The organism is Klebsiella sp. WOUb02, from assembly GCF_050058015.1.
GTDB lineage: Bacteria > Pseudomonadota > Gammaproteobacteria > Enterobacterales > Enterobacteriaceae > Klebsiella.
In genome coordinates this window covers 2547620-2571201 of the sequence record NZ_CP170110.1, presented here as the reverse complement: position 1 = coordinate 2571201, position 23582 = coordinate 2547620, and the positions used below count along the sequence as shown (strand labels likewise).

General features: G+C 58.6%; 21 protein-coding genes and 5 pseudogenes. 16 read left to right on the top strand and 10 right to left on the bottom strand.

Annotated features, from left to right (window positions below):
- Positions 1–810: an ABC transporter substrate-binding protein gene (locus ABOC21_RS19340; RefSeq protein ID WP_426812923.1), complete on the bottom strand. Its 810-nt coding sequence runs from the start codon at positions 808–810 to the stop codon at positions 1–3.
- A 272-nt stretch (positions 811–1082) separates the two neighbouring features.
- Between ABOC21_RS19340 and ABOC21_RS19335 the strand changes: the two genes are divergently transcribed.
- Positions 1083–1259 carry a hypothetical protein gene (locus ABOC21_RS19335; protein ID WP_426812922.1) on the top strand — a complete coding sequence of 59 codons (177 nt, stop codon included), beginning with the start codon at positions 1083–1085 and terminating at the stop codon, positions 1257–1259.
- A gap of 106 nt (positions 1260–1365) precedes the next feature.
- On the opposite strand, the gene eutC is transcribed toward ABOC21_RS19335, so the two are convergent.
- Positions 1366–2145, bottom strand: coding sequence for an ethanolamine ammonia-lyase subunit EutC (gene eutC, locus ABOC21_RS19330; protein WP_426812921.1), 780 nt, complete (start codon positions 2143–2145; stop codon positions 1366–1368).
- Positions 2146–2156: 11 nt separating this feature from the next.
- Positions 2157–3530: an ethanolamine ammonia-lyase subunit EutB gene (locus tag ABOC21_RS19325; RefSeq protein ID WP_426812920.1), complete on the bottom strand. Its 1374-nt coding sequence runs from the start codon at positions 3528–3530 to the stop codon at positions 2157–2159.
- A 409-nt stretch (positions 3531–3939) separates the two neighbouring features.
- Between ABOC21_RS19325 and tauA the strand changes: the two genes are divergently transcribed.
- The 4 genes and pseudogenes from tauA to tauD all read left to right on the top strand — a co-directional run bounded on the left by tauA (position 3940) and on the right by tauD (position 7354).
- On the top strand, positions 3940–4902 hold the full coding sequence (gene tauA / locus ABOC21_RS19320; RefSeq protein ID WP_426812919.1) for a taurine ABC transporter substrate-binding protein: 963 nt from the start codon (positions 3940–3942) through the stop codon (positions 4900–4902).
- An 11-nt stretch (positions 4903–4913) separates the two neighbouring features.
- Positions 4914–5682: pseudogene (gene tauB / locus ABOC21_RS19315) on the top strand (taurine ABC transporter ATP-binding subunit).
- Positions 5679–6506: a taurine ABC transporter permease TauC gene (gene tauC / locus ABOC21_RS19310; protein ID WP_331834117.1), complete on the top strand. Its 828-nt coding sequence runs from the start codon at positions 5679–5681 to the stop codon at positions 6504–6506. Before tauB ends, tauC begins: the two are co-directional and overlap by 4 nt.
- Complete coding sequence (gene tauD / locus ABOC21_RS19305; RefSeq protein WP_426812918.1) at positions 6503–7354, top strand: taurine dioxygenase; 852 nt, start codon at positions 6503–6505, stop codon at positions 7352–7354. The genes tauC and tauD overlap by 4 nt, the downstream gene beginning before the upstream one ends.
- Before the next feature lie 32 nt (positions 7355–7386).
- On the opposite strand, the gene ABOC21_RS19300 is transcribed toward tauD, so the two are convergent.
- Together ABOC21_RS19300 and hemB are read right to left on the bottom strand one after the other, a co-directional pair.
- Positions 7387–9087 carry a lysophospholipid acyltransferase family protein gene (locus tag ABOC21_RS19300; RefSeq protein WP_426812917.1) on the bottom strand — a complete coding sequence of 567 codons (1701 nt, stop codon included), beginning with the start codon at positions 9085–9087 and terminating at the stop codon, positions 7387–7389.
- 143 nt (positions 9088–9230) lie between these two features.
- Positions 9231–10205 (bottom strand): porphobilinogen synthase, encoded by a 975-nt coding sequence (hemB, locus tag ABOC21_RS19295; protein ID WP_426812916.1) that lies wholly within the window; start codon positions 10203–10205, stop codon positions 9231–9233.
- Positions 10206–10613: 408 nt separating this feature from the next.
- Between hemB and ABOC21_RS19290 the strand changes: the two are divergent.
- A pseudogene (locus ABOC21_RS19290) lies at positions 10614–10871 on the top strand (helix-turn-helix domain-containing protein); the annotation flags it as partial.
- Here ABOC21_RS19290 and ampH read toward each other — a convergent pair.
- A pseudogene (ampH, locus tag ABOC21_RS19285) lies at positions 10872–12030 on the bottom strand (D-alanyl-D-alanine-carboxypeptidase/endopeptidase AmpH).
- A gap of 216 nt (positions 12031–12246) precedes the next feature.
- Between ampH and ABOC21_RS19280 the strand changes: the two are divergent.
- The 3 genes and pseudogenes from ABOC21_RS19280 (at position 12247) to ABOC21_RS19270 (ending at position 15226) form a co-directional block, all read left to right on the top strand.
- Positions 12247–12759, top strand: a complete 513-nt coding sequence (locus ABOC21_RS19280; RefSeq protein ID WP_426815539.1) for an isochorismatase family protein — start codon at positions 12247–12249, stop codon at positions 12757–12759.
- A 117-nt stretch (positions 12760–12876) separates the two neighbouring features.
- Positions 12877–14097, top strand: coding sequence for a peptide antibiotic transporter SbmA (gene sbmA, locus ABOC21_RS19275; protein WP_426815538.1), 1221 nt, complete (start codon positions 12877–12879; stop codon positions 14095–14097).
- Between the two features lie 18 nt (positions 14098–14115).
- Positions 14116–15226, top strand: a pseudogene (locus ABOC21_RS19270) (DUF1615 domain-containing protein).
- Here the strand turns inward: ABOC21_RS19270 and ABOC21_RS19265 are convergent.
- The gene (locus ABOC21_RS19265; RefSeq protein WP_426812915.1) at positions 15223–15525 is read right to left on the bottom strand and encodes a DUF2755 family protein; all 303 of its coding nucleotides are present in this window, start codon (positions 15523–15525) and stop codon (positions 15223–15225) included. The pseudogene ABOC21_RS19270 and the gene ABOC21_RS19265 overlap by 4 nt on opposite strands.
- 252 nt (positions 15526–15777) lie before the next feature.
- Between ABOC21_RS19265 and ABOC21_RS19260 the strand changes: the two genes are divergently transcribed.
- On the top strand, positions 15778–15981 hold the full coding sequence (locus ABOC21_RS19260; protein ID WP_426812914.1) for a DUF2754 family protein: 204 nt from the start codon (positions 15778–15780) through the stop codon (positions 15979–15981).
- Positions 15982–16057: 76 nt separating this feature from the next.
- Here the strand turns inward: ABOC21_RS19260 and ddlA are convergent, their stop codons facing one another.
- Entirely contained in the window at positions 16058–17155 is a 1098-nt protein-coding gene (ddlA, locus tag ABOC21_RS19255) for a D-alanine--D-alanine ligase (protein WP_426812913.1), read from the bottom strand.
- A gap of 335 nt (positions 17156–17490) precedes the next feature.
- Between ddlA and ABOC21_RS19250 the strand changes: the two genes are divergently transcribed.
- The 5 genes from ABOC21_RS19250 (at position 17491) to psiF (ending at position 21289) form a co-directional block, all read left to right on the top strand.
- Positions 17491–18687: a multidrug efflux MFS transporter gene (locus tag ABOC21_RS19250; protein WP_426812912.1), complete on the top strand. Its 1197-nt coding sequence runs from the start codon at positions 17491–17493 to the stop codon at positions 18685–18687.
- Between the two features lie 16 nt (positions 18688–18703).
- Positions 18704–19045, top strand: a complete 342-nt coding sequence (locus ABOC21_RS19245) for a hypothetical protein (RefSeq protein WP_426812911.1) — start codon at positions 18704–18706, stop codon at positions 19043–19045.
- Between the two features lie 53 nt (positions 19046–19098).
- Positions 19099–19359, top strand: a complete 261-nt coding sequence (iraP, locus tag ABOC21_RS19240; RefSeq protein ID WP_426812910.1) for an anti-adapter protein IraP — start codon at positions 19099–19101, stop codon at positions 19357–19359.
- Positions 19360–19446: 87 nt separating this feature from the next.
- On the top strand, positions 19447–20877 hold the full coding sequence (phoA, locus tag ABOC21_RS19235; RefSeq protein ID WP_426812909.1) for an alkaline phosphatase: 1431 nt from the start codon (positions 19447–19449) through the stop codon (positions 20875–20877).
- Positions 20878–20968: 91 nt separating this feature from the next.
- Positions 20969–21289 carry a phosphate starvation-inducible protein PsiF gene (gene psiF, locus ABOC21_RS19230; protein WP_426815537.1) on the top strand — a complete coding sequence of 107 codons (321 nt, stop codon included), beginning with the start codon at positions 20969–20971 and terminating at the stop codon, positions 21287–21289.
- Between the two features lie 44 nt (positions 21290–21333).
- On the opposite strand, the gene proC is transcribed toward psiF, so the two are convergent.
- On the bottom strand, positions 21334–22143 hold the full coding sequence (proC, locus tag ABOC21_RS19225; RefSeq protein ID WP_426812908.1) for a pyrroline-5-carboxylate reductase: 810 nt from the start codon (positions 22141–22143) through the stop codon (positions 21334–21336).
- A gap of 115 nt (positions 22144–22258) precedes the next feature.
- Here proC and ABOC21_RS19220 point away from each other — a divergent pair, with 115 nt between their 5' ends.
- A complete protein-coding gene (locus tag ABOC21_RS19220) occupies positions 22259–22711 on the top strand; it encodes a YaiI/YqxD family protein (protein ID WP_426812907.1) in 453 nt (150 codons plus the stop codon).
- Between the two features lies 1 nt (position 22712).
- Here ABOC21_RS19220 and ABOC21_RS19215 read toward each other — a convergent pair.
- A pseudogene (locus tag ABOC21_RS19215) lies at positions 22713–23406 on the bottom strand (DUF2076 domain-containing protein).
- Between the last annotated feature and the right edge of the window lie 176 nt (positions 23407–23582).

The following is a 23582-nucleotide window of genomic DNA, read 5'->3' as shown; positions in this document are numbered from 1 at the left end:
TTATTTAGCTTCTATGGTAAACGCGCGCGGCTGTGGGGTTTTGGTCGCCGGGCCGAACCAGACGTCGTAAATTTTCGCCGCCTGGCCGGATTTCTCGAGGTTCACCAGCTCGTCGTTCACCGCCTTCAGCAGCGCCGGCTCGCCTTTCTTCACGCCGACGCCGATCTCTTCTTTGCTCAGCAGGTCGGGGATGATTTTAAAGTTGGCCTTATCCGGCGCTTCCGCCAGCAGGCCGGCGAGAATGGTGCTGTCCTGGGTAATCGCCTGCACGTTGCCGTTGCGCAGCGCGGTCAGCGCCAGCGGAATATCGTCATAGGAGAGCACGCGCGACTGCGGGAAGCGCTGGTGCAGCGTCTGCTCGCCGGTGGTGCCTTTTACCGCCCCGATGCGCGCTTTGCTGTAATCGTCGAGCTTATCCGCCGATTTAGCCGGCACGAGGAACTGCTGGCCGGTGACAAAGTACGGCGTTGAGAAATCAATAACCTGCGCGCGTTCCGGGGTAATGGTGATATCGGCGACGATCAGGTCGGCCTTACCGGATTGCAGCAGCGGGATGCGGTTGGCCGGGTTGGTAGCGACCAGCTCCAGCTTAACGCCGAGGGATTTAGCCAGCGCCTGGGCGAAATCAACGTCATAGCCGACGATCTGGTGCGTTTTCGGGTCAACCGAGCCAAACGGCGGGTTGGCGTCGAAGGTGGCGACTTTCACCACCCCGGCGGCTTTGATATCCGCCAACTGGTCGGCCTGAGCCTGCGCGGCAAGTACCAGCATGCCCAGCGCCAGCGCAATTTTTGTTTTTGTCGTACGCATTATTATATCCCCTGAGTCCCTGTATATGTTTTGTGGTTATTACGCTCCCACAAATTGGCCGCTGACGGCAAAGAAGAAAAAGTTCTTATCTATAGCGAAAACGAACTTAGCAAGTCCGTGGGTATTAACGCCGGACGGCGCTCCGGCGAAGGCTCTGGAGCAGAGGCGTAATATGCATCTTCCGGGATTGAAAAGACGGAATTGATATTTCCCGAGCGCCGCGAGCTGTGGTTGAAATAGACCCAGGAAAACGCTTTCCGACGGAGGAAAAAATGAGAGTCGCATTATGGCAACGAGTGACGCGCTGGCTGGCTTCGTTATCTCAGGCTGAAGCCGGACAGCAGGATACCCAGCGAATGATGGAGGCAATATTACCGGTCGCCAGCCTGTACGGCATCGATATGGGAAATGTTGAAACACGGTGGTTTCGTCATGATAAAACATACTGAGCGGCGCAGGACGCGTGAAGCCTACTGGAACGAGGTGTGCTTTGTGTAGCGCAAGGCTGCTTGCGGTTGCGGCGATCGGAGTTATCTGCCGCAGCCCCGAGCAGCTTTAATCAGCCCCGATGACCCGGGGTTTCACCCTGCCATGCAGTAGCGGATTATCGCTTTCATCCTTCAGACGTACGCCGGTCAGCCGGCGCCGAAAAGCCTGCTCCAGCAGCCACGCCAGCTTAAAGGCGGCGGCATCATAGCTCAGCCCCTGCGGGCGAATATTCGAAATACAGTTGCGCTCCGACTCCTGCCGCTGACGATGCGGTTGCCAGGTCAGATAAACTCCCAGGCTGTCCGGGGAAGAGAGCCCCGGCCGTTCGCCAATCAGTATCGCCACCGCGCGAGCCCGCAGCGTTTCGCCAATATCATCCCCCAGCGCGACCCGAGACTGATGGGCCAGCACCACCGGCGCGAGGCTCAGCCCCAGCGTCTGCAGATAGGGCAGCAGGGCGCGGATCAGCGGCAGGGCCTGACGCTGCACGGCGTAAGAGGAGAGTCCGTCGCCAATCACCAGCAGCAGGTCGGCGGGACGCGCGCCGCTGACGGCCAGAGTTGCGCGACTCCCATCGTTCAGCCGTCGCCCCAGATCGGGGCGGTTAAGATAGATATGTCGATCGGCGGCGGCGCTATGCACCGTCAGCGACGAGAGGCCCAGCTGCGCCAGCGGGGATACCAGCGCTTCGCTGTCGAAGGGCTGATGGATGGCGTCGCGCGCCCGGGCGTGAGCGAGGCCAAAATTCAGCACCTCGCGGGTTGGCAGGCTCGCGCCGCTGCGGCCCAGCGCGATGCGCGCAGCGGTAAATTCACGTAGCGGGTTCCAGGCGTCGGGGCGACTCATACCGGTTCTCCTTACGCCATCACGGAAAGTAGCGGATGGCGGGCGTCGGTCAGGCGCAGCGCGCCGTCCGGGTCGATTATCTGCATTTTCGTCAGCCAGGCGGCGAACTCCGGCGCGTGCCTGAGGCCCAGCAGGCGGCGGGCGTACAGGGCGTCATGGAACGAGGTGCTTTGGTAGTTGAGCATGATATCGTCCGCGCCGGGAACGCCGATTAAAAAGGTCAGCCCGGCGGCGCACAGCAGGGTCAGCAGGGTATCCATATCATCCTGATCCGCCTCGGCGTGGTTGGTATAGCAAACGTCGCAGCCGATCGGCAGTCCCATGATCTTACCGCAGAAATGATCTTCCAGGCCGGCGCGAATAATCTGCTTCCCGTCATAGAGATATTCCGGGCCGATAAAGCCCACTACGGTATTGATCAGCAGCGGATCGAAATGGCGGGCGACGGCGTAGGCGCGGGCTTCGCAGGTTTGCTGATCGACGCCGTGGTGGGCGTTAGCCGAAAGACAGCTTCCCTGGCCGGTTTCAAAATACATCACGTTGCTGCCGAGGGTGCCGCGGTTGAGGCTCAGCGCGGCCTCCCTGGCCTCCTGCAGCAGCGCCAGATTGATACCGAAGCCGCCATTGGCCGCTTCGGTACCCGCCACCGACTGGAACACCAGGTCCACCGGCGCGCCGCGCTCAATCAGCCGCAGGGTGTTGGTGACGTGGGTCAGAACGCAGGACTGGGTGGGGATCGCAAAGCGCTGAATAATATCGTCGAGCATATGGTTGAGCTGCGCCAGCACCGGCAGGCTGTCGCTGGCCGGGTTGATACCGATAACCGCATCGCCCGCGCCGTACAGCAGGCCGTCGAGCACGCTGGCGGCAATGCCCTTCAGATCGTCGGTCGGGTGGTTGGGCTGCAGGCGCACGCTAAGATGCCCCGGCAGGCCAATCGTATTGCGAAAGCGGGTGGTTACCCGGCATTTGCTGGCGGCGAGGATCAGGTCCTGGTTGCGCATCAGCTTGCTGACCGCGGCCGCCATCTCCGGGGTTATCGCCCGCGCCACCTGCTGGAGAGTGGCGGTATCGGTGGCGTCGTCAAGCAGCCAGTCGCGAAAGTCGCCCACCGTCAGGTGGCTAAACGCCGCGAAGGCGCGGCTATCGTGGGTGTCGATAATCAGCCGGGTGACTTCGTCCTGCTCGTAGGGGATCGGCGGGTTATCGAGGATCGCCTTTAGCGGCACCTCCGCCAGCGCCATTTTCGCCGCCATCCGCTCTTCGGCGCTATCGGCGATAATGCCGGCGAGGGCATCGCCGGATCGCGCCGGAGAGGCCTTCGCCAGTAACGTCTGCAGACTATCAAAGCGCCAGACCTGGCCTGATAGCGTTGTTTTATACATGCCGCCTCCTCAGGAGACTATATGCCGCTGCGGGTTCACCGACGCGCGCTCGCAGGCCGCGCGGTTTTACGCAATCACAGCCAGCCGCCGGGCATTATGCGGCGCGGCCTGAACGGCGCCGCCATCAAGGTGATATAGATAACAATAGCGTCAAATGCCGACATCGTGACGATACCGGCGGCGAGCGACATCCAGCAGATGGCGCAGCTGCCCGCAAATGCGTCGCTCTTCCTGTGCGCCCCGCGATACCTGCCGGGGCTATCGCTTCGCGGTCCAATTCCCGTTTTTAACTATCTTTTGCCGCTTTTTTTCTAATGACGATTGGCTATTAGCCAGAATTTTTAATTACTTCATCAAACGCATCGGGGCGGAAATACTGCACCCATAACAACAAAGGGGAGCAGATTCTATGGCACACGCATCGCGTATTACACTTTTCGCCGCTCTGGCATTCGCCGCGTTTCAGGCCCAGGCGGTCAACGTCACGGTGGCGTATCAAACCTCTGCCGAGCCGGCGAAAGTCGCTCAGGCTGACAATACCTTTGCCAAAGAGAGCGGGGCAACCGTTGACTGGCGCAAGTTTGACAGCGGGGCGAGCATCGTACGCGCGCTGGCTTCCGGCGATGTCCAGATTGGCAACCTCGGCTCCAGCCCGCTGGCGGTCGCCGCCAGTCAGCAGGTGCCGATTGAAGTCTTCCTGCTGGCCTCAAAGCTCGGTAACTCCGAAGCGCTGGTGGTGAAAAAGAGCATAACCAAACCCGAAGATCTGATCGGCAAGCGCATCGCGGTGCCGTTTATCTCCACCACCCACTACAGCCTGCTATCGGCGCTGAAGCACTGGGGCATTAAGCCGGGTCAGGTGCAGATTATCAACCTGCAGCCGCCGGCGATTATTGCCGCCTGGCAGCGCGGGGATATTGACGGCGCCTACGTCTGGGCCCCTGCGGTTAACGCCCTGGAAAAAGAGGGCAAGGTGCTGACCGATTCGTCGCAGGTTGGCGAGTGGGGCGCGCCAACGCTGGACGTCTGGGTGGTGCGTAAAGACTTCGCCGAGAAGCACCCCGAGGTTGTGAAAGCTTTTGCGAAGAGCGCTATCGACGCCCAGCAGCCCTACATCGCTAATCCGGATGTATGGCTGAAGCAGCCGGAAAATATCAGCAAACTGTCGCGCCTGAGCGGCGTGCCGGATGTCGACGTCCCGGGGCTGGTGAAGGGCAATACCTACCTGACCGCGGCGCAGCAGGCGCAGGAGCTGAGCGGACCGGTAAACAAAGCGATTATCGATACGGCTAAGTTCCTCAAAGAGCAGGGCAAAGTACCCGATGCCGGCGCCGATTACAGTCAGTACGTTACCGACCGTTTTGTAAAATAGAGGAGGTCACGATGCTGCAAATCTCGCATCTCTTTGCCGACTACGGCGGCAAACCGGCGCTGGCGGATATCAACCTGACGCTGGACAGCGGTGAACTGCTGGTGGTCCTTGGGCCGTCGGGCTGCGGTAAAACCACGCTGCTGAATCTGATTGCCGGATTCGTGCCTTATCAGCACGGCAGCATCGTCCTCGAAGGGCAGCGCGTAACGGGGCCGGGCGCCGAACGCGGCGTGGTCTTTCAGCATGAAGGCCTGCTGCCGTGGCGTAACGTGCAGGATAACGTTGCGCTGGGGCTACAGCTGGCGGGCGTGGACAAAGCGATTCGTCGGAAAACGGCGGCGCAGATGCTGAAGAAGGTGGGGCTCGAAGGGGCGGAAAAACGCTTTATCTGGCAGGCTCTCCGGCGGGCAGCGCCAGCGGGTGGGGATCGCCAGAGCGCTGGCGGCCAACCCGCAGCTGCTGCTCCTTGATGAGCCGTTCGGCGCGCTGGACGCCTTTACCCGTGAACAGATGCAAACCCTGCTGCTCGGCCTGTGGCACGAGACCGGCAAGCAGGTGCTACTTATCACCCATGATATTGAAGAGGCCGTGTTTATGGCCACCGAGCTGGTGCTGCTGTCGCCTGGCCCGGGGCGGGTGCTGGAGCGGCTGCCGCTCGACTTTGGCCGCCGCTTCGTCGCCGGCGAGTCCTGCCGCAGCATTAAATCCGATCCGCGCTTTATCGAGCAGCGTGAATACGTGCTGAGCCGGGTATTTGAACAACGGGAGGCCTTCTCATGAGCGTGGTCATCAACGATAAACCGCGTCGGCGGCCGCTGAAGTGGCGCTGGCCCGTTTCCCGGCAGCTGACGCTAAGCGTGGCGACGCTGGCGGTGCTGCTGGCTATCTGGTGGGCAGTCGCGGCGCTACAGCTGATTAGCCCGCTGTTTCTGCCGCCGCCGGGCCAGGTGCTGCACAAGCTGATAACCATTGCCGGCCCGCAGGGCTTTATGGATGCCACCCTTTGGCAGCATCTGGCGGCGAGCCTGACGCGGATCGTCATCGCGCTGCTGGCGGCGGTGCTGCTCGGCGTTCCGGTGGGGATCGCCATGGGGCTCAGCCCGACGGTGCGCGGCATTCTCGATCCTTTAATTGAGCTGTACCGCCCGGTGCCGCCGCTGGCCTATCTCCCGCTGATGGTTATCTGGTTCGGTATCGGCGAGACGTCGAAGATCTTATTGATCTATCTGGCGATCTTCGCCCCGGTGGCGATGTCGGCGCTGGCGGGGGTGAAAAGCGCCCAGCAGGTGCGCATTCGCGCCGCGCAGTCGTTAGGCGCCAGCCGCGCGCAGGTGCTGTGGCTGGTTATTTTACCCGGCGCTTTACCGGAGATCCTCACCGGCCTGCGCATTGGTCTTGGCGTGGGCTGGTCAACGCTGGTGGCCGCGGAGCTGATCGCCGCCACCCGCGGGTTAGGCTTTATGGTGCAATCCGCCGGCGAATTTCTGGCAACCGACGTGGTGCTGGCCGGGATTGCGGTGATTGCGATAATTGCGTTTCTGTTGGAACTGGGGCTGCGCGCGCTGCAGCGCCGCCTGACGCCCTGGCATGGAGAAGTACAATGAGTGAACGTCTGAGCATTACCCCGCTGGGGCCCTATATCGGCGCGCAGGTAGCCGGCGTGGACCTCACGCGTCCGCTGAGCGATAACCAGTTTGAGCAGCTGTATCACGCGGTGCTGCGCCATCAGGTGGTGTTCCTGCGCGGGCAGAATATTACCCCGCAGCAGCAGCGTGATTTTGCTCTGCGCTTCGGCGATCTGCATATTCATCCGGTCTATCCCCACGCGCCGGGCGTCGACGAAATTATCGTGCTCGATACTCATGATGATAATCCGCCGGATAACGACAACTGGCATACCGACGTCACCTTCATCGAGACGCCGCCTGCCGGCGCGATCCTGGCGGCAAAAGAGCTGCCCTCCACCGGCGGTGACACCTTGTGGAGCAGCGGCGTCGCGGCGTACGACGCGCTTTCCGCACCTTTTCGCCAGCTGTTGAACGGCCTGCGGGCGGAGCATGATTTCCGTAAATCGTTCCCGGAGTATAAATACCGCGGCAGCGAAGAGGAGCACCGGCGCTGGCTGGAGGCGGTGGCGAAGAACCCGCCGCTGCTGCATCCGGTGGTGCGCACGCATCCGGTGACCGGCAGGCAGGCGCTGTTTGTTAACGAAGGCTTTACCACGCGCATCGTTGACGTGACGGAGAAAGAGAGCGAGGCGCTGCTGAGCTTCCTGTTTACTCACGTAACGAAACCGGAGTTTCAGGTACGCTGGCGCTGGCAGCCGAACGATGTGGCGATTTGGGATAACCGCGTCACCCAGCACTACGCCAACGCCGATTATCTGCCGCAGCGGCGCATTATGCACCGGGCGACGATCCTCGGCGATAAGCCGTACTATCGCGCCGGTTAACACCTGCGGCAGCGCGCCGCAGGCCGGGCCGATTACAGATGCGCGCCGATATAGCGCTGATAGCGGTTGGCCTTCAGGTAGGTCAGATCCACCAGCACCAGCCCGTCTACGCAGTTGTTAAAATCAGGGTCGCTGCCGAAGTCGATAAACTGCACGCCGCCCGGTTCACATACCTCGGAATATTGCTTATATAGCGGCGGAATGGCGCAGCCGAGATTACCGAGCAGCGACTTCAGCCGGGTGAGATCTTCGGCATAATCCTCGCCGCTGAACTGCGCCAGCACGTCGGGCAGCGAAGCGGGATAGGGGCGACGCGACTCCGCCAGCGGGTGAGTCGCCGGGAACCACAGACGATAGAAGGCCACCAGCAGATCGCGGGCCGCCGGCGGCAGGCCGCCGGAAATCGACACCGGGCCGAACAGATAGCGGTAGTGCGGGTAGCGTGCGAGGTACGCGCCGATGCCCGACCACAGATAATCCAGCCCGCGGCGTCCCCAGTAGCGCGGCTGGATAAAGCTGCGCCCCAGCTCAATACCGTGGCGGAGAATGTCGTCCATCCGCTGGTCGTAATGGAACAGGCTGTAGCTGTAAATGCCCTCCAGCCCGCGTTTTTCCAGCTGCATTGCGGTGGGCATAAAGCGATAGGCGCCGACGATTTCCAGATCCTCCTCATCCCACAGAATCAGGTGCAGATAATCATCGTCGTAGCCATCGACGTCGCGCCGTTTGCCGCTACCTTCGCCCACCGCGCGGAAGGCGATCTCCCGCAGGCGGCCGAGCTCGCGTAGCAGCGGGGCGTCGTCCTGACCGTTGCGCTGCCACAGGTAGATGGTTTTGCCGTCAGCGGTTTGTCCCAGACGCTCCGCGCGGTGTAGCTCGCGTTTTATCAGCGCCCGATCTTCAGGGCGGGCGATGGCGCTTTCCGTTTTGAATAGGCCCGCTTGACCTTTGCCCATCAGTTCGACGTGGCGGTAGCAGCGATCCGCCAGCTCGCGCGGCGACATCTGCGGGCTATACCAGCTGGACCAGGCAATCTGCTGGCCGATGCCGATCGGCAGGCTGCCGTTGCGGCGACGGAACATTTGCTGCATGAGCAGCAGCAGCGGCAGGTTTTCTGACAGCAGGGTGCTGGCGTAGAACAGGGCGCTGTTGTGCGCGCGGATCCACACCGGCAGCAGCGGGGCGCGATATTTGGTCGCCAGCTTGATAAAGCCGGGGTGCCATTTCTTATCGCGGATCCCCCGGCGCGTCGGGCGCGAGACCTCACCTGCCGGGAAAAAGATCAGCACGCCGCCGTTTTGTAGCTGGCGATCCATTTGCTGCAGCGCGGCTTTAGCGGTACGACCGTTGATGTTATCGACCGGAATAAACAGCGAGCTGAGCGGCTCAAGGTGGGTCAACAGGCGGTTGGTCACGACTTTGACATCGCGGCGCACGCGGGAGACGGCGTAGAGCAGCGCCAGGCCGTCCAGGGTACCGGTAGGATGATTGGCGACGATCACCAGCGGGCCGTGTTCAGGAATTTGTTCCAGATCGTGCGCCGGAATAGCGCAGCGAATATTAAGGTGTTCCAGCACCTGTTCGACCGTATCGAGCCCCTTCAGGTGGCGATGGCGGGCGGCAAATTGTTGAAACTCTTCCTCATGGAGCAGTTTTTTTAGCAGCTTCTTTTGCCAGGCGGCGGGCCTGGCCTCAGGCCACAGGTCGTCGAGTACATGATCGAGACTAAACATAACGCTTCCTCCTCCGTCCTGCCGAGACAGTAGAAGGCGGAAATGTCGCTTATATTGCAGTTGGGTGAATATTCGGCATTGGCGGGCCTAAAAGCGCGACGCAGGCCAGGAGAATTTCCGGCCTGCGTGCGGAGGCTGCAGGTTTAGCGCAGGATTTTCTTTTCGGCCAGGTCAAGGGCGAAATAGCTGAAGATCAGATCCGCGCCGGCGCGCTTAATGGCGCCAAGACTTTCCAGAACCACTTTTTCTTCATCGATGGCGCCCGCCTGAGCGGCAAATTTGATCATCGCGTACTCGCCGCTGACCTGGTAGGCGCCGAGCGGCAGATTGCTGCGCTCGCGGATATCGCGCAGGATATCGAGATAGGCGCCGGCCGGTTTCACCATCAGGCAATCAGCGCCCTGGGCTTCATCCAGCAGCGACTCGCGAATCGCTTCCCGGCGGTTCATCGGGCTCATCTGGTAGGTTTTACGATCGCCCTTCAGCGCGGTACCCGCCGCTTCGCGGAACGGGCCGTAGAACGATGAGGCAAACTTGGTGGAGTAGGACATGATGGCCGTGCGGGTAAAGCCTGCGGCGTCCAGCGCCTGGCGAATAGCCTGCACCTGACCGTCCATCGCGGCGGATGGCGCGATAAAATCAGCGCCGGCCGCTGCCGCAACAACTGCCTGCTTGCCGAGGTTCACCAGGGTCGCATCGTTATCTACGCCGTGCTCGCAGAGCACGCCGCAGTGGCCGTGGGAGGTATATTCGCAGAAGCAGGTATCGGACATCACGATCATCTCCGGTACCGCATCCTTACTGATACGCGACATCCGCGCGACCAGGCCGTTTTCGTTCCAGGCATCGCTGCCGTTGGCATCGGTGTGATGGGAAATACCGAAGGTCATCACCGAACGGATACCGGCGTTGGCGATACGCTCGATTTCACGCGCCAGGTGTTTCTCCGGGATGCGCATCACGCCGGGCATGGCTTCGATGGCTTTGTAATCGTCGATTTCTTCTTCAACAAAGATCGGCAACACCAGGTCATTCAAACTCAGTGTTGTCTCTTCAAACATGGCTCGTAGCGAAGCGGACTGACGCAAGCGGCGCGGGCGAGTGATTAAATCTGTCATGGTTTGCCTGATTTTGTGAAATGAAAGACCGCAGTATACCTGAACCTGAGGGCCGACGTTTTACGAAAGTGGCTTAAAATCTCCCTTCGGCCGGACGGCGCTGGCAATAAAAACGAGATCCTTAATGAAATACGCATGGGGATATTTATATTTTCAGGTGATAATTATTTTATTGGGTATTTTGGGAATTAATTGAATTTGTATATTTAATTCGGTGGAGGTTTTGGTATTTTTATTCACTGTTATTTTGTTTGCCAATGTATTTTTTTATTTTATATTTGATGATTGTTAATCATCTAATTAACTGAAATCAGAGTATTTGTTTTATTATTTTCGGTAGGTGTGCTGATTAAATTATTGTCCGGTTTCGGACTTTGGCTAAAGAATCATTGAACCTTTCCTCGCTGACACCGCATAATGGAGCTGCGCGATCTGCAGCTTATCGGGAATAACTCCTATGAGCAAATTCGCGCAACGCTGCTGTCGATGATTGGCTGGGACGAATCGTTACGTATTCGTATTGGCGTGATGAATTATATCCATCAAAAAACGCGTATTTCGCGCTCCGTGGTGGCCGAAGTGCTTGCCGCTTTGCGTAAAGGCGGTTATATCGAAATGAATAAAGGCAAACTGGTCAGCATCAACCATTTGCCTTCAGAATATTAATCAGGATTCGGGAACGGGCAGCGGTTTTTCCCCGCTCAATTCGCTGACCAGGTCATTGATGCCATTACTCATATTGCTAAAGCGCGTCAGCGAGGAACGAGTGACCACCACGAAGGCGCCCACATTAGCCTGCGGGTTCATCGCCATATAGGTAATAAATCCGCCGCCGCCGCCGGTCTTCTGAATAATGCCCGGGTGCCCATTCTTCGGCTTCATATAAACCCAGCCAAGGCCCAGCGCATCGGCTTTCCCCGGCACGTCCATACCGATAACGCGAGTCAGACTGGCTGCGCTGATAGATCAGCGTCTGCATGCGGTCGGCCTGCCGGCCGCGGGTGTAAAAATCAGAAGAGAGGAACTGCTGCATCCAGCGCATCATATCGCCCGGCGTGGAGTAAACGCCGCCGCTGCCGATCGCCGCCAGGGTGTTGTTGCACGGGCTGGCGCCCTTCTCGGCGACCATCAGGCGGCCGCACTGATCCGGCGATGGCGTAAAGGTCGTGTCCTTCATGCCCAGCGGGCGGGTAATTTGCTCTTCAAACAGCTGCGGATAAGGCTTGCCCGCGGCGTTCGACAGGGCGTCCGCCAGCAGATCGAAAGCGAGGTTGGAGTAAGCGGCCTGGGAGCCGGGCGCGGCCTTCAGCGACGTCGTCGACAGCCATGCCCAGCGCTGCTGGCGGGTTGGCCAGACGAAGACCGCGCGGTGCGCCGCGCCGCCGGGCTGTTCGCGCGGCAGGGCGCTGGTATGCGTCGCCAGGTTAACCAGCGTAATCGGCGTGCCCTGATAGCTCGGTACCCGAGCGCCCGGAGGAGCGTATTTGCTCAGCGGATCGTTAAGCTTAACCACCCCCTGATCGAGCATTTTCACCAGCATTTCGCTGGTCATCAGCTTACTCAATGAGGCGATGCGGATGACGGAGTCCAGCTGAGGATGTTCATTATTGCCCGGACGCGTCTCGCCAAAGCTGCGAAAAACGCGCTGGTTGCCGTCGATGACGACCAGCGCCATACCGGTGGCGCCGCTGCCGTAGTAGATATGGTTGGCGTAACGGTCGACAACATCGGAGGCAAATTCCGGATCGACGCTTGGTTGAGCAGCCTGGACCGATGTCCACGACGCCGCGCACAGCGCAGCAAAAATGAGCAGACTACGTTTCAACTGGGTATCCATATGATGAAAAGAAATATAGAGCGTATTTATACTACGAACCGAGGCAGAGCAAGGCGGGAATAACGTCAATATTGTGCGGAAAAACGTAACGGTGCGTAAAAAGGACTTTTTTGCGCATGGGCATATCCGCTTTCTCCGGCGGGCGGGTATGATGAGCGTTTGATTAATCGGGAGATGAGAGAGATGGCGACTCTGCGGGTGGTAATGGTAGTCGATATGCAAAATGGCGTCTTTGCGACGCCGCGGGTTGAGCGCGCGCGCTGCGTCGTGCATATTAACCGCCTGACACGCGCCGCGGATCGCGTTATTTTCATTCAACACGCCGAAGACGGCGGGCTGGAAGAGGGCAGCGACGGTTTCGCCCTGCTGGCGGAACTGGAGCAGCCGGCGGGATCGCTGTATGTCACCAAAACCGCCTGCGATGCGTTCTATCAAACCCGCCTTGCGCAGCTATTGAGCGACCTGAACATCGAAGAGTTCGTCATTTGCGGCTGCGCAACCGATTATTGCGTCGATACCACTATCAAAAACGGCGCCAGCCGCGGCTATGCCATTACCGTTGCCGAAGATGCGCACACTACCGCCAACCGCGCCGCGGCGCAGGCGCAAACGCTGATTGCCCACTATAACGAGGTCTGGCGCACGCTGACCGTCCCCGGCAATCCGCTACGCGTGAAACCCACAGAAACAATTCTTAGCGCCTGGCAGACGAACTAAGCTGCTGATATCCGGTCTCATCATCCGGTTGCCTTTCTTTGCCGCCGCCCCTCTGCGGCGGGCATTGTCGTGGTACACAGCATAATCAGAATGAGAAGAAGTTAGCAGGAGAGCATGATGTTTAAATCTTTTTTCCCCAAACCGGGGCCGTTTTTTATCTCTGCCTTTATCTGGTCACTGCTGGCGGTGATCTTTTGGCAGGCGGGCGGCGGCGACTGGCTGCTGCGCTTAACCGGGGCCTCGCAAAACGTGGCCATCAGCGCCGCGCGCTTCTGGTCGCTGAACTATCTGCTGTTCTACGTTTACTATATGTTCTGCGTCGGCGCGTTTGCTCTGTTTTGGTTTATCTACAGTCCGCATCGCTGGCAGTACTGGTCGATCCTCGGCACCGCGCTGATTATCTTCGTCACCTGGTTTATGGTCGAAGTCGGGGTGGCGATCAACGCCTGGTACGCGCCGTTCTACGATCTGATTCAGTCCGCGCTGGCCACCCCGCATAAGGTCAGCATTAACCAGTTTTATCAGGAGATCGGCGTATTCCTCGGCATCGCGCTCATTGCGGTCATTATCGGCGTGATGAACAACTTTTTCGTCAGCCACTACGTCTTCCGCTGGCGCACCGCGATGAACGAACACTACATGGCGCACTGGCATCACTTACGCCATATCGAAGGCGCGGCCCAGCGTGTGCAGGAAGATACCATGCGCTTTGCCTCTACCCTTGAGGATATGGGCGTTAGCTTTATCAACGCGGTGATGACCCTGATTGCCTTCCTGCCGGTGCTGGTGACCCTCTCCGAGCACGAGCCGGATCTGCCGATTGTCGGCCACCTGCCGTATGGCCTGGTGATTGCGGCGATCGTCTGGTCGCTGATGGGAACCGGTATGCTGGCGGTGGTGGGGATTAAGCTGCCGGGCCTCGAGTTTAAAAACCAGCGCGTTGAGGCGGCCTATCGCAAAGAGCTGGTGTATGGCGAAGACGATGCCGCTCGCGCGACGCCGCCGACCGTACGCGAGCTGTTTGGCGCCGTACGCCGCAACTATTTCCGCCTCTATTTCCACTATATGTACTTCAACATCGCGCGCATTCTCTATCTGCAGGTCGATAACGTTTTCGGTTTGTTCCTGCTGTTTCCGTCGATCGTGGCCGGTACTATTACGCTGGGCCTGATGACGCAGATAACCAACGTCTTTGGCCAGGTGCGCGGTTCGTTCCAGTACCTGATCAGCTCCTGGACGACGCTGGTGGAGCTGATGTCCATCTACAAACGTCTGCGCAGCTTTGAACGTGAACTCGATGGCAAAGAGCTGAGCGAAGTGACGCAAACGCTCGGTTAATTATCTCAAGGAAGGATTATGGCGGCAGCAGCCTCTACCCGTATCGTTTCGCTCTCCCTGACGCTCCTGGCGGGGATGGTGCTCAGCGCCTGTACCAGCAATCAGGGACCGGCGCTAAACAAAGGTGAAAAGCCCGTGGACGTTGCCGCCGTGGTACGGCAAAAAATGCCGGCTAGCGTGAAGGACCGTGATCAATGGGCGCAGGCGATAGCCAAAGCCTTCGAAAGCCAGAAGCTGGCGCCGACGGAAGAAAACGTCTGTTCGGTGCTGGCGGTGGCCCAGCAGGAGTCCAACTATCAGTCGGACCCGGTGGTGCCGGGGCTGAATAAAATCGCCTGGCAGGAGATTGACCGCCGGGCGGAGAAAATGCACATTCCGCTGTTCGTCGTGCATACCGCGCTAAAAATCCCTTCACCGAACGGCAAAAGCTACAGCGAGCGCCTGGATAGCGTGAAAACGGAGAAGCAGCTAAGCGCCGTTTTTGACGATTTTATCGATATGGTGCCGATGGGCCAGACCCTGTTTGGCTCCCTCAATCCGGTGCATACCGGCGGCCCGATGCAGGTCAGCATCGCCTTCGCCCAGCAGCATACCGACGGTTATCCGTGGAAAATGGAGGGCACCGTGCGCAAGGAGGTCTTTAGCCTGCGCGGCGGCCTGTGGTTTGGCACCCGGCATTTGCTGAACTATCCGGCGAACTATAGCGTGCCGCTGTATCGTTTTGCTGACTTCAACGCCGGCTGGTACGCCAGCCGCAACGCCGCGTTTCAGCATGCGGTCAGCAAAGTTAGCGGCGTGAAGCTGGCGCTGGACGGAGATTTGATTCGCTACGACAGCGATGAGCCGGGAAGCACGGGAGCTGGCGGTGCGGCGGGTAGCCGGACAGCTGAAGATGAGCGATGACGATATTCACCGGCAGCTGAAAAAAGGCGATAGCCTGGCGTTTGAAAAAACCGACCTCTATCAGCAGATTTTCCGTCTTGCCGATCGGCAAGCGGGCAAGGCCGTACCGCGGGAAATCCTCCCCGGGATCCAGCTCGAAAGTCCTAAAATTACGCGAAATTTGACAACCGCCTGGTTCGCGAAGCGGGTCGATGACCGGCGCGCCAGCTGCATGGCGCGTCGTTAGCGATTATTGCGCCAGCGCAGGAACAGCCCCAGAAGCGCGACCAGCAGACAGCCAAACAGAAAGGGGACCAGGCCAAAAATTGTCCCCACCGCGAGGCCTATTTCGACGCGCGGATGGTGGCTATTCTGGACCTGCATTAAGCGTTCAAAAACGCCGGGGGCGTGCACCAGCATGCTCAGCATTTGCGCGCCGGCCCAGAAGCAGAACAGCACAAACAGTCCGTAGGCGATATTGCTGCTGGTCAGCGGGCTCCTGCTTTTTTTGCCAAAGAGCGTTTTTGAAAAGGCAAACTCTGCCATATAACCTCCGTACTCCACTTCTCTGCCGCATTACACCGGCTATACGGCGATTATTCTGGCAGCGGAGGGTGCTATCCAGTATCAGATTGCTGGTAATTCCGGCCAGGAATATTCCTGAACTTGCCGCTTTGCGAGCGCGTTAAAAATTTGTGAAATGGAGAGCCATCTCCCACCGTGAAATAATTATCAACGCCGCTACAGACCGCGGATGGCGCCTGTGCGAAGATGCTTTTTTTTGCCGTTGGAGTTGTCATGAAGCTCACTGAGAAAATTCGCCGCGACTGGCACTATTACGCTATTGCGCTGGGGTTAATTTTTATTTTGAATGGCGTGGTGGGGCTGCTGGGATTTGAAACTCAGGGCTGGCAATCCTATGCCGTCGGGCTGGTGACCTGGGTCATAAGCTTCTGGCTGGCGGGATTTATTATTCGCCGTCGTCCGGCAGAGAAAGCCTAGGGCGCTGACAGGTTTGTGGCCGAACGGGCCGTAAACCTGTCGCCCCGGCAGGCGTCGCGCCGCCGGGGCAGTATTATCAGTTCATCGAGGTTTTCAGCGCGCGATCGGCGGCGTGACGCTCCAGCGCCAGCTCAATCAGGCGGGTGATCAGGCTGGTATAATCCAGCCCGCTGGCCTGCCACAGCTTGGGATACATGCTGATATTGGTAAAGCCCGGCAGGGTGTTGATTTCATTGATAACAACTTCATTATCTGCCGTCAGGAACACGTCGACGCGAGCCATGCCGCTGCAGCCGAGCGTCTGATAGGCTCGAACGGCGATATCCCGAATTTTATCGTTCACTTCACCGTCAATAGCCGCCGGAACGACGACTTTCGCCCCCTGATCGTCAATGTATTTGGTGTCGTAGGCGTAGAACTCGCTGTTGAGGACGATTTCGCCGCAGGTGCTGGCCTCGGGTTCGTCGTTACCCAATACCGCACACTCGATCTCCCGCCCCTTAATCCCTTGTTCAACCACAACCTTATGGTCAAATTCAAAGGCCAGCGCGACCGCCTGCTGGTACTGCGCTTCGTTGTTCACCTTGCTCACGCCCACCGACGATCCCTGATTGGCCGGTTTGACAAACAGCGGCAGACCGAGGGTGTTTTGCACTTCCGCGAAGCTAAAACGCTGGCGGTTAGCGCGGGTCAGGGTAATAAACGGCGCGATAGACAGGCCGGCGTCACGCAGCAGGCGCTTGGTGACGTCTTTATCCATACAGGCGGCGGAGCCGAGCACGTCGGAGCCGACGAAGGGCAGGTTTGCCATCCGCAGCATACCCTGCAGCGAGCCGTCTTCTCCAAGGGTGCCGTGGACAATCGGGAAAATGACGTCGATGGCGGCCAGCGGTTGACCGCTGTCGGCATTAATCAGCTGCCGGGATTCGCGGCCGGGAATTTGCGCCAGCGTGACATCGGAAGGGCGTAGCGCAATACGGGCGGGATCCTGCGGATTCAGCAGATAGTTACCGGCATCGTTAATATGCCAGAGACCCTGTTTATCAATCCCCAGCAGAACGACGTCGAAGCGCGATTTATCAATTGCTTCCACGATGTTCTTCGCCGACTGCAGCGACACCTCATGTTCTGCCGACTTGCCGCCAAAAACGATCCCAACCCTCATCTTAGCCATTTCAACTTCCATCCTGATTACATCAAAGCACATAACATAGCATGCGCGATGACGGCGTGGCTGCCAGAATCTCTGCGCCACGCCGCAGGGGGTTAAAAGCTGTTCAACCGCCGCTGCGGATCGGCAGGCGAGGGCGCGAGACGATGCGCGCCGGTGGCGGAGACTTAGCACAACGCGCTGGGGCTCCGGCGATTAGCTCTGATAATATTTTATAAATCGGGATATGGAGCGATAAAATACCAAACTGATCGTGAGCGCATCTCTGGTAATACGCCCGCCGGGGGAAATTGCTAAGCTAGATAATAATTCACAAAAACTAATGAATACGCGTAGTTATGGAATCCTGGAAGGTTAACCTAATCTCCGTCTGGTTCGGCTGCTTTTTTACCGGCCTGGCAATCAGCCAAATTCTCCCCTTTTTGCCGCTCTATGTTTCCCAGCTCGGCGTCACCTCTCATGAGGCGCTGTCGATGTGGTCGGGCCTGACCTTTAGCGTCACCTTCCTGATATCAGCCATCGTTTCGCCGATGTGGGGCAGCCTTGCGGATCGCAAAGGGCGCAAGCTGATGCTGCTGCGCGCCTCCCTGGGAATGGCGATTGCCATCCTGCTTCAGGCCTTTGCGACCAACGTCTGGCAGCTGTTTATCCTGCGTGCGGTGATGGGGCTGACGTCCGGCTATATTCCCAATGCGATGGCGCTGGTGGCCTCTCAGGTGCCGCGAGAGCGCAGCGGCTGGGCGCTCAGTACGCTATCGACGGCGCAAATCAGCGGCGTAATCGGCGGACCGCTGCTGGGGGGCTTCCTGGCCGACCACGTTGGGCTGCGGATGGTGTTTATCATTACCGCTATTTTGCTGACGGTGAGCTTCCTGGTGACGCTATTCCTGATTAAAGAGGGCGTGCGCCCGCAGGTCAACAAAGAGGATCGCCTGAGCGGCAGAGAGGTGTTTGCTTCGCTGCCGTACCCGGGCCTGGTGATTAGCCTGTTTTTCACAACCCTGGTGATTCAGCTATGCAATGGTTCAATCGGTCCGATTCTGGCGCTGTTTATCAAATCGATGGCCCCGGAGAGTAATAATATCGCCTTCCTTGCCGGAATGATTGCCGCCGTGCCGGGCGTTTCGGCGCTGCTCTCGGCCCCGCGTTTAGGCAAGCTTGGCGATCGGATCGGAACTTCGCGGATCCTGCTGGCGACCCTGTGCTGCGCGGTGGTGATGTTCTTTGCGATGTCCTTCGTGACCACGCCGCTGCAACTGGGCGTGCTGCGCTTTTTGCTCGGATTTGCCGACGGCGCGATGTTGCCGGCGGTGCAAACTCTGCTGCTCAAATACTGCAGCGATAGCGTTACCGGACGCATCTTCGGCTATAACCAGTCGTTTATGTATCTGGGGAACGTGGTCGGGCCGCTGATTGGCGCCTCGGTATCGGCAATGGCCGGTTTCCGCTGGGTGTTCATCGCCACGGCGATTATCGTGCTGATTAACCTTTGGCAACTGGCCGTTATGCTGCGGCGCAGCCGGGCTTCGACCTGATTGCCACCCGGGCGGTATGCGCGCGCATATCGCCGTATTGACTCCTCGCCGCGCTGCTTTCATGACTCTTTGTTATGATGCCGGCCCAGCGGCGCCGGGTATTATTACTTTGCGTATCGACGTAAAACCGCGTATTAGCCAGCTCGTCAATTCTATTAGCGTGATGCGTTTTGCTTATTACGGAAATACGATGGCTATATCATTTTATTATTTACTATTAAAATTGGTTATAGAATTCTCTTTGCCCGTTATTTATGGTGGTTGCTTTTGCTGTTTGTTTTTTAATCGCGCAGACGTTTCGCTTATTATCGATGATAATCAGCCGGCATTTTTAGAAAATAAGTCTGGTATCTGTTGATGAATCTATGACATAAAGAATAACTCACTGACCTCGCCTAAGGATAAAGCGTTGTGAAGAATCTCATTGCCGAGCTGCTGGTCAATCTGGCGCAAAAGGAAGAGGAAACAAAGGAGCTGACGGTGCAGGTTGAGGCGCTGGAAGTGGTGGTCACGGCGCTGCTGAGGCATATGGCGCAGGACGCGCAGCAGGCGTTAATTCACGATATTGAACAGGCTATCGAGCAGGCCAGCCCGGGTCCGCTGGTCGATGAGCGCGATGCCCGGCGGCTGCAGCAATATATAAAAAAGCTGTTGCGGCATCCTCGTAGCTAACGCCAGTGACAAGGCATGGATGCTGTCATTTTACTGTCACATCGCTTTTATAAAGTCTCCCTCGTTTTGTTTTTTAAGTATTTTTACATGGAGACGACAAAAGTGAAATTAAGCGCCCTCTTTATTGCCCTGCTGCCTCTGCTGGCATCCCCGGTTATTCATGCTGATACCCCGTCCGCCCCGGCTCTGGATAATCGTGCCGCTCAGGGAGATATCACCGTTCCCGGCGGCGCGCGTCGTTTAAGCGGCGACCAAACTGCCGCATTACAGGCCTCATTAATCAACAAGCCAGCGAAGAATATTATTTTGCTGATTGGTGACGGAATGGGGGATTCAGAAATTACCGCCGCGCGCAATTATGCCGAAGGCGCGGGCGGCTTCTTCAAAGGTATTGATGCGCTGCCGCTAACCGGTCAGTACACCCATTATTCTCTGGATAAGAAAACCGGCAAACCGGATTATGTGACCGACTCCGCCGCCTCCGCGACGGCGTGGACCACCGGCGTCAAAAGCTATAACGGCGCGCTGGGCGTCGATATCCACGAAAAAGATCATCAGACCATTCTTGAGCTGGCGAAAGCCGCCGGCTTTGCTACCGGCAACGTCTCTACCGCCGAACTGCAGGACGCCACGCCCGCCGCGCTGGTGGCGCACGTGACTTCACGTAAATGCTACGGCCCCAGCGTCACCAGCGAAAAATGTCCGGGCAACGCGCTGGAAAAAGGCGGCAAGGGTTCAATTACCGAGCAGCTGCTGAACGCCCGCGCCGACGTAACTCTTGGCGGCGGGGCAAAAACCTTCGCCGAAACCGCCACCGCCGGCGAATGGCAGGGCAAAACGCTGCATGAGCAGGCGCTCGCCCGCGGCTACCAGATTGTCACCGACGCCGCTTCGCTGGCCGCGGTCGGCGAAGCCAACCAGGGCAAACCGCTGCTGGGGCTCTTTTCTGACGGTAATATGCCGGTACGCTGGGAAGGGCCTAAAGCTTCCCTGCATGGCAATATCGACCAGCCGGCGGTGACCTGCACGGTGAACGCGAAGCGCGACGCCTCGGTGCCGACGCTGGCGCAGATGACGGATAAAGCCATCAGCCTGCTGAGCAGCAATGAGAAGGGCTTCTTCCTGCAGGTTGAAGGGGCCTCCATCGACAAACAGGATCACGCGGCGAACCCGTGCGGCCAGATTGGCGAAACCGTCGATCTTGACGAAGCGGTGCAAAAAGCGCTGGAGTTCGCCAAAAAAGACGGCAACACCCTGGTGGTGGTGACCGCCGACCACGCGCACTCCAGCCAGATTATCCCCGCTGATTCTAAAGCCCCGGGCCTGACTCAGGCGCTGACCACGAAAGACGGTTCGGTGATGGTGATGAGCTACGGTAACTCCGAGGGCGAGTCGATGGAGCATACCGGTACGCAGCTGCGCATCGCCGCCTATGGCCCGCACGCCGCCAACGTGGTAGGTTTAACCGATCAGACCGATCTGTTCTATACCATGAAAGATGCCCTGGGTCTGAAATAAGCCTGTGCCGGTGGCGAATTTCTGCCGCCGGCTGGTTTTTTTGTCGGCAGCGACCAGACTTACAGGGATTGACTCACAAAAGGATGGTGCAATGAAAATAATATTACCTGTAGCCCTATTGTTTGGTTTGGTCTTTGTCACGGCGGCGAGTGCCGCGGAAAAAACGCCGACCCCCCAGCAGCAAAAAATGACGGTCTGTAACAAAGACGCATCGGCGAAAGCGCTGAAAGGGGACGAGCGCAAAGCGTTCATGAGCAGCTGTTTGAAGAAAGGTGCTCCGGCTTCGGAGAGCAAAGGATTAACGCCTCAGCAGCAGAAAATGGGCGAGTGTAACGGCCAGGCGACCCAGCAGTCGCTGAAAGGGGACGATCGTAAGAAATTTATGAGCGCCTGCCTGAAAAAACAGGGATAGTGGAAACGGGTGAGGCCTGGCCTCACCCGCGATTATGCCGGGTTTCAGGAGCGGCTGAGCTTCTCTGATTTTTCCATGCATTTCACCATCGCTTCGATCACCGCTGAACGGAAACCTTTCTCTTCCAGTACCCGAACCGCCTCGATAGTGGTTCCGCCCGGCGAGCACACCATATCCTTCAGCGCGCCCGGATGCTCTCCGCTTTCCAGCACCATTTTAGCCGAGCCCATTACCGCCTGGGCGGCAAACTTATAGGCCTGAGCGCGCGGCATTCCGCCGAGTACGGCGGCGTCAGCCATCGCTTCAATAAACATAAATACGTAGGCCGGCGCCGAGCCGCTGACGCCGACTACCGGATGGATCATCGCCTCAGCGATAATCTCAGCCTGCCCAAAGCAGCGGAAAATGGTCAGAATTTCAGCGGTCTCTTCGCTGGTAACCAGCGCGTTCGGCGTGACCGAGGTCATGCCCGCGTTGACCAGTGAGGGGGTGTTGGGCATGGCGCGGACGATCTTGCGATCGTGTCCCAGCGCGCGCGCGAGCTGATCGAGGGTGACGCCCGCCGCGATGGAGACCACCAGAGAATCTTTATTCAGGCTGGAGGCGACGTCGCTCAGCACTTTAACCATGATCCCCGGCTTCACGGCGCCGAACACAATATCCGCGATCTGCGCAACGTCCTGGGCGCTCTGCGCCGCGTTGATACCGTACTGGTCGCGTAGGGCCGCCACTTTATCCGGCGACGGGGTGTAGACCCAAATTTGACCCGGCTGAACCTGTCCGCTGGCGATCAGGCCGCCGAGAATGGCCTTTCCCATATTACCGCAGCCGATAAAGCCAATTTTCTTCTCCATCACCCTTCTCCTGTGCCTGTTTTGTCGTGAGCTATCTAGCTTATCACTCCGGAGCTTTCCCGGGGGACAAAAGCAGGTGACAATAATAGCCCCTTTTTCGTCAACAGGAGCTGGAATGGCCATTTGGGTTGATGCGGACGCCTGTCCAAACGTGATTAAAGAGATTTTGTTTCGCGCCGCCGAGCGCACGCAAACGCCGATGACGCTGGTGGCGAACCAGGCGCTGCGGGTGCCGCCGTCGCGCGTTATTCGTACCCTGCGCGTGCCGCAGGGCTTTGATGTTGCCGATAACGAAATCGTGCGCCTGTGCGAGCCGGGCGATCTGGTCATTACCGCCGATATTCCGCTGGCCGCCGAAGTGCTGGCCAAAGGCGGCGCGGCGCTCAATCCGCGCGGCGAACGCTACAGCGAGGCCACCATTCGCGAGCGCCTGACGATGCGTGATTTTATGGAGACGATGCGGGCCAGCGGCGTGCAAACCGGCGGCCCGGATTCCCTGTCGCAGCGCGACCGGCAGCAGTTTGCCGCCGCGCTGGAGAAGTGGCTGACGGAGACGAAGGGTCGGTAGCCTAAACCCAGCTATCGTCGTCGCTGCCGATGTCGTCATCGCCGAAGCCGGCGTCGAAGTCGGAGCTGTAGGTGTTATCCGCAAAGAACTGATTGTCGTCCTGGCGGAAGGGATCGTCCGACGCGCCGCTGTTCGTCGCCTGCGCGAAGTCAGCCTGCGGCTGCTCTTCGATGATATTGACGATCTCCTGCGGATGCGAACCGCTGAACATATTGGTCAGCATGTTGCCGAGCACCACGCCTCCCGCCACGCCAGCGGCGGTCTGGAGCGCGCCGGCCATAAAGCCGCCGCCGCGAGCCGCCTGAGGCGCGTAGCTCTGCTGCTGCGTTGGCGGGGCATACTGCGGCTGCCCGCGACCGTACTGCTCCGCGCCCGGAATAGGGTCGGAGCCGCGCGACTGCGGCTGCGGCTGGCCGCCGCCGAACAGGCCGGCGAGAAATCCGCCGCTGCTCGGTTTTGCCGCCTGCAGTCTGCGTTACCTGGCCTTCCAGCGCCTGGATACGATCGTTGAGCTGCTTAATCGCCGCTTCCTGAATCAGGATCGTTTGCGCCATGTAGTAGGGGGCGGCCGGCTGCTCCTTGATGTGCTGCGCAATCCGCTCCTCGGCGCTGGCATCGCGCGAGGCGCTCTGCGTCCCGGCCTCTTTGAGTCGGGAAAACAGCCCATCAATAAGGCGTTGTTCTTCAGATTGCATGGTACATTCCTCTGTCACACTGATAAATTACGGTCAGAGTGCGTCCGGCGCGCCCATGTTGTAAATATGTTGCAGCGTAAAGCTTTGCATAAATGTGTTACCGTTTACGCCAGCCAGCGGCTAAAAAATAATCCCTGAGCCGAGGTAAATCTGGCACAACATTTAATGCAATGATA

Coding starts and splice junctions, on each gene's coding strand:
- ABOC21_RS19335 (WP_426812922.1), top strand. CDS start 1,083: ATGAGAGTCGCATTATGGCAACGAGTGACGCGCTGGCTGGCTTCGTTA.
- proC (WP_426812908.1), bottom strand. CDS start 22,143: ATGGAGAAGAAAATTGGCTTTATCGGCTGCGGTAATATGGGAAAGGCC.
- ABOC21_RS19260 (WP_426812914.1), top strand. CDS start 15,778: ATGAAGCTCACTGAGAAAATTCGCCGCGACTGGCACTATTACGCTATT.
- hemB (WP_426812916.1), bottom strand. CDS start 10,205: ATGACAGATTTAATCACTCGCCCGCGCCGCTTGCGTCAGTCCGCTTCG.
- ABOC21_RS19245 (WP_426812911.1), top strand. CDS start 18,704: ATGCGCGCGCATATCGCCGTATTGACTCCTCGCCGCGCTGCTTTCATG.
- ABOC21_RS19325 (WP_426812920.1), bottom strand. CDS start 3,530: ATGTATAAAACAACGCTATCAGGCCAGGTCTGGCGCTTTGATAGTCTG.
- ABOC21_RS19265 (WP_426812915.1), bottom strand. CDS start 15,525: ATGGCAGAGTTTGCCTTTTCAAAAACGCTCTTTGGCAAAAAAAGCAGG.
- psiF (WP_426815537.1), top strand. CDS start 20,969: ATGAAAATAATATTACCTGTAGCCCTATTGTTTGGTTTGGTCTTTGTC.
- ABOC21_RS19280 (WP_426815539.1), top strand. CDS start 12,247: ATGGTAGTCGATATGCAAAATGGCGTCTTTGCGACGCCGCGGGTTGAG.
- phoA (WP_426812909.1), top strand. CDS start 19,447: ATGGAGACGACAAAAGTGAAATTAAGCGCCCTCTTTATTGCCCTGCTG.
- sbmA (WP_426815538.1), top strand. CDS start 12,877: ATGTTTAAATCTTTTTTCCCCAAACCGGGGCCGTTTTTTATCTCTGCC.
- ABOC21_RS19300 (WP_426812917.1), bottom strand. CDS start 9,087: ATGTTTAGTCTCGATCATGTACTCGACGACCTGTGGCCTGAGGCCAGG.
- tauC (WP_331834117.1), top strand. CDS start 5,679: ATGAGCGTGGTCATCAACGATAAACCGCGTCGGCGGCCGCTGAAGTGG.
- tauA (WP_426812919.1), top strand. CDS start 3,940: ATGGCACACGCATCGCGTATTACACTTTTCGCCGCTCTGGCATTCGCC.
- ABOC21_RS19250 (WP_426812912.1), top strand. CDS start 17,491: ATGGAATCCTGGAAGGTTAACCTAATCTCCGTCTGGTTCGGCTGCTTT.
- ABOC21_RS19220 (WP_426812907.1), top strand. CDS start 22,259: ATGGCCATTTGGGTTGATGCGGACGCCTGTCCAAACGTGATTAAAGAG.
- tauD (WP_426812918.1), top strand. CDS start 6,503: ATGAGTGAACGTCTGAGCATTACCCCGCTGGGGCCCTATATCGGCGCG.
- ABOC21_RS19340 (WP_426812923.1), bottom strand. CDS start 810: ATGCGTACGACAAAAACAAAAATTGCGCTGGCGCTGGGCATGCTGGTA.
- ddlA (WP_426812913.1), bottom strand. CDS start 17,155: ATGGCTAAGATGAGGGTTGGGATCGTTTTTGGCGGCAAGTCGGCAGAA.
- eutC (WP_426812921.1), bottom strand. CDS start 2,145: ATGAGTCGCCCCGACGCCTGGAACCCGCTACGTGAATTTACCGCTGCG.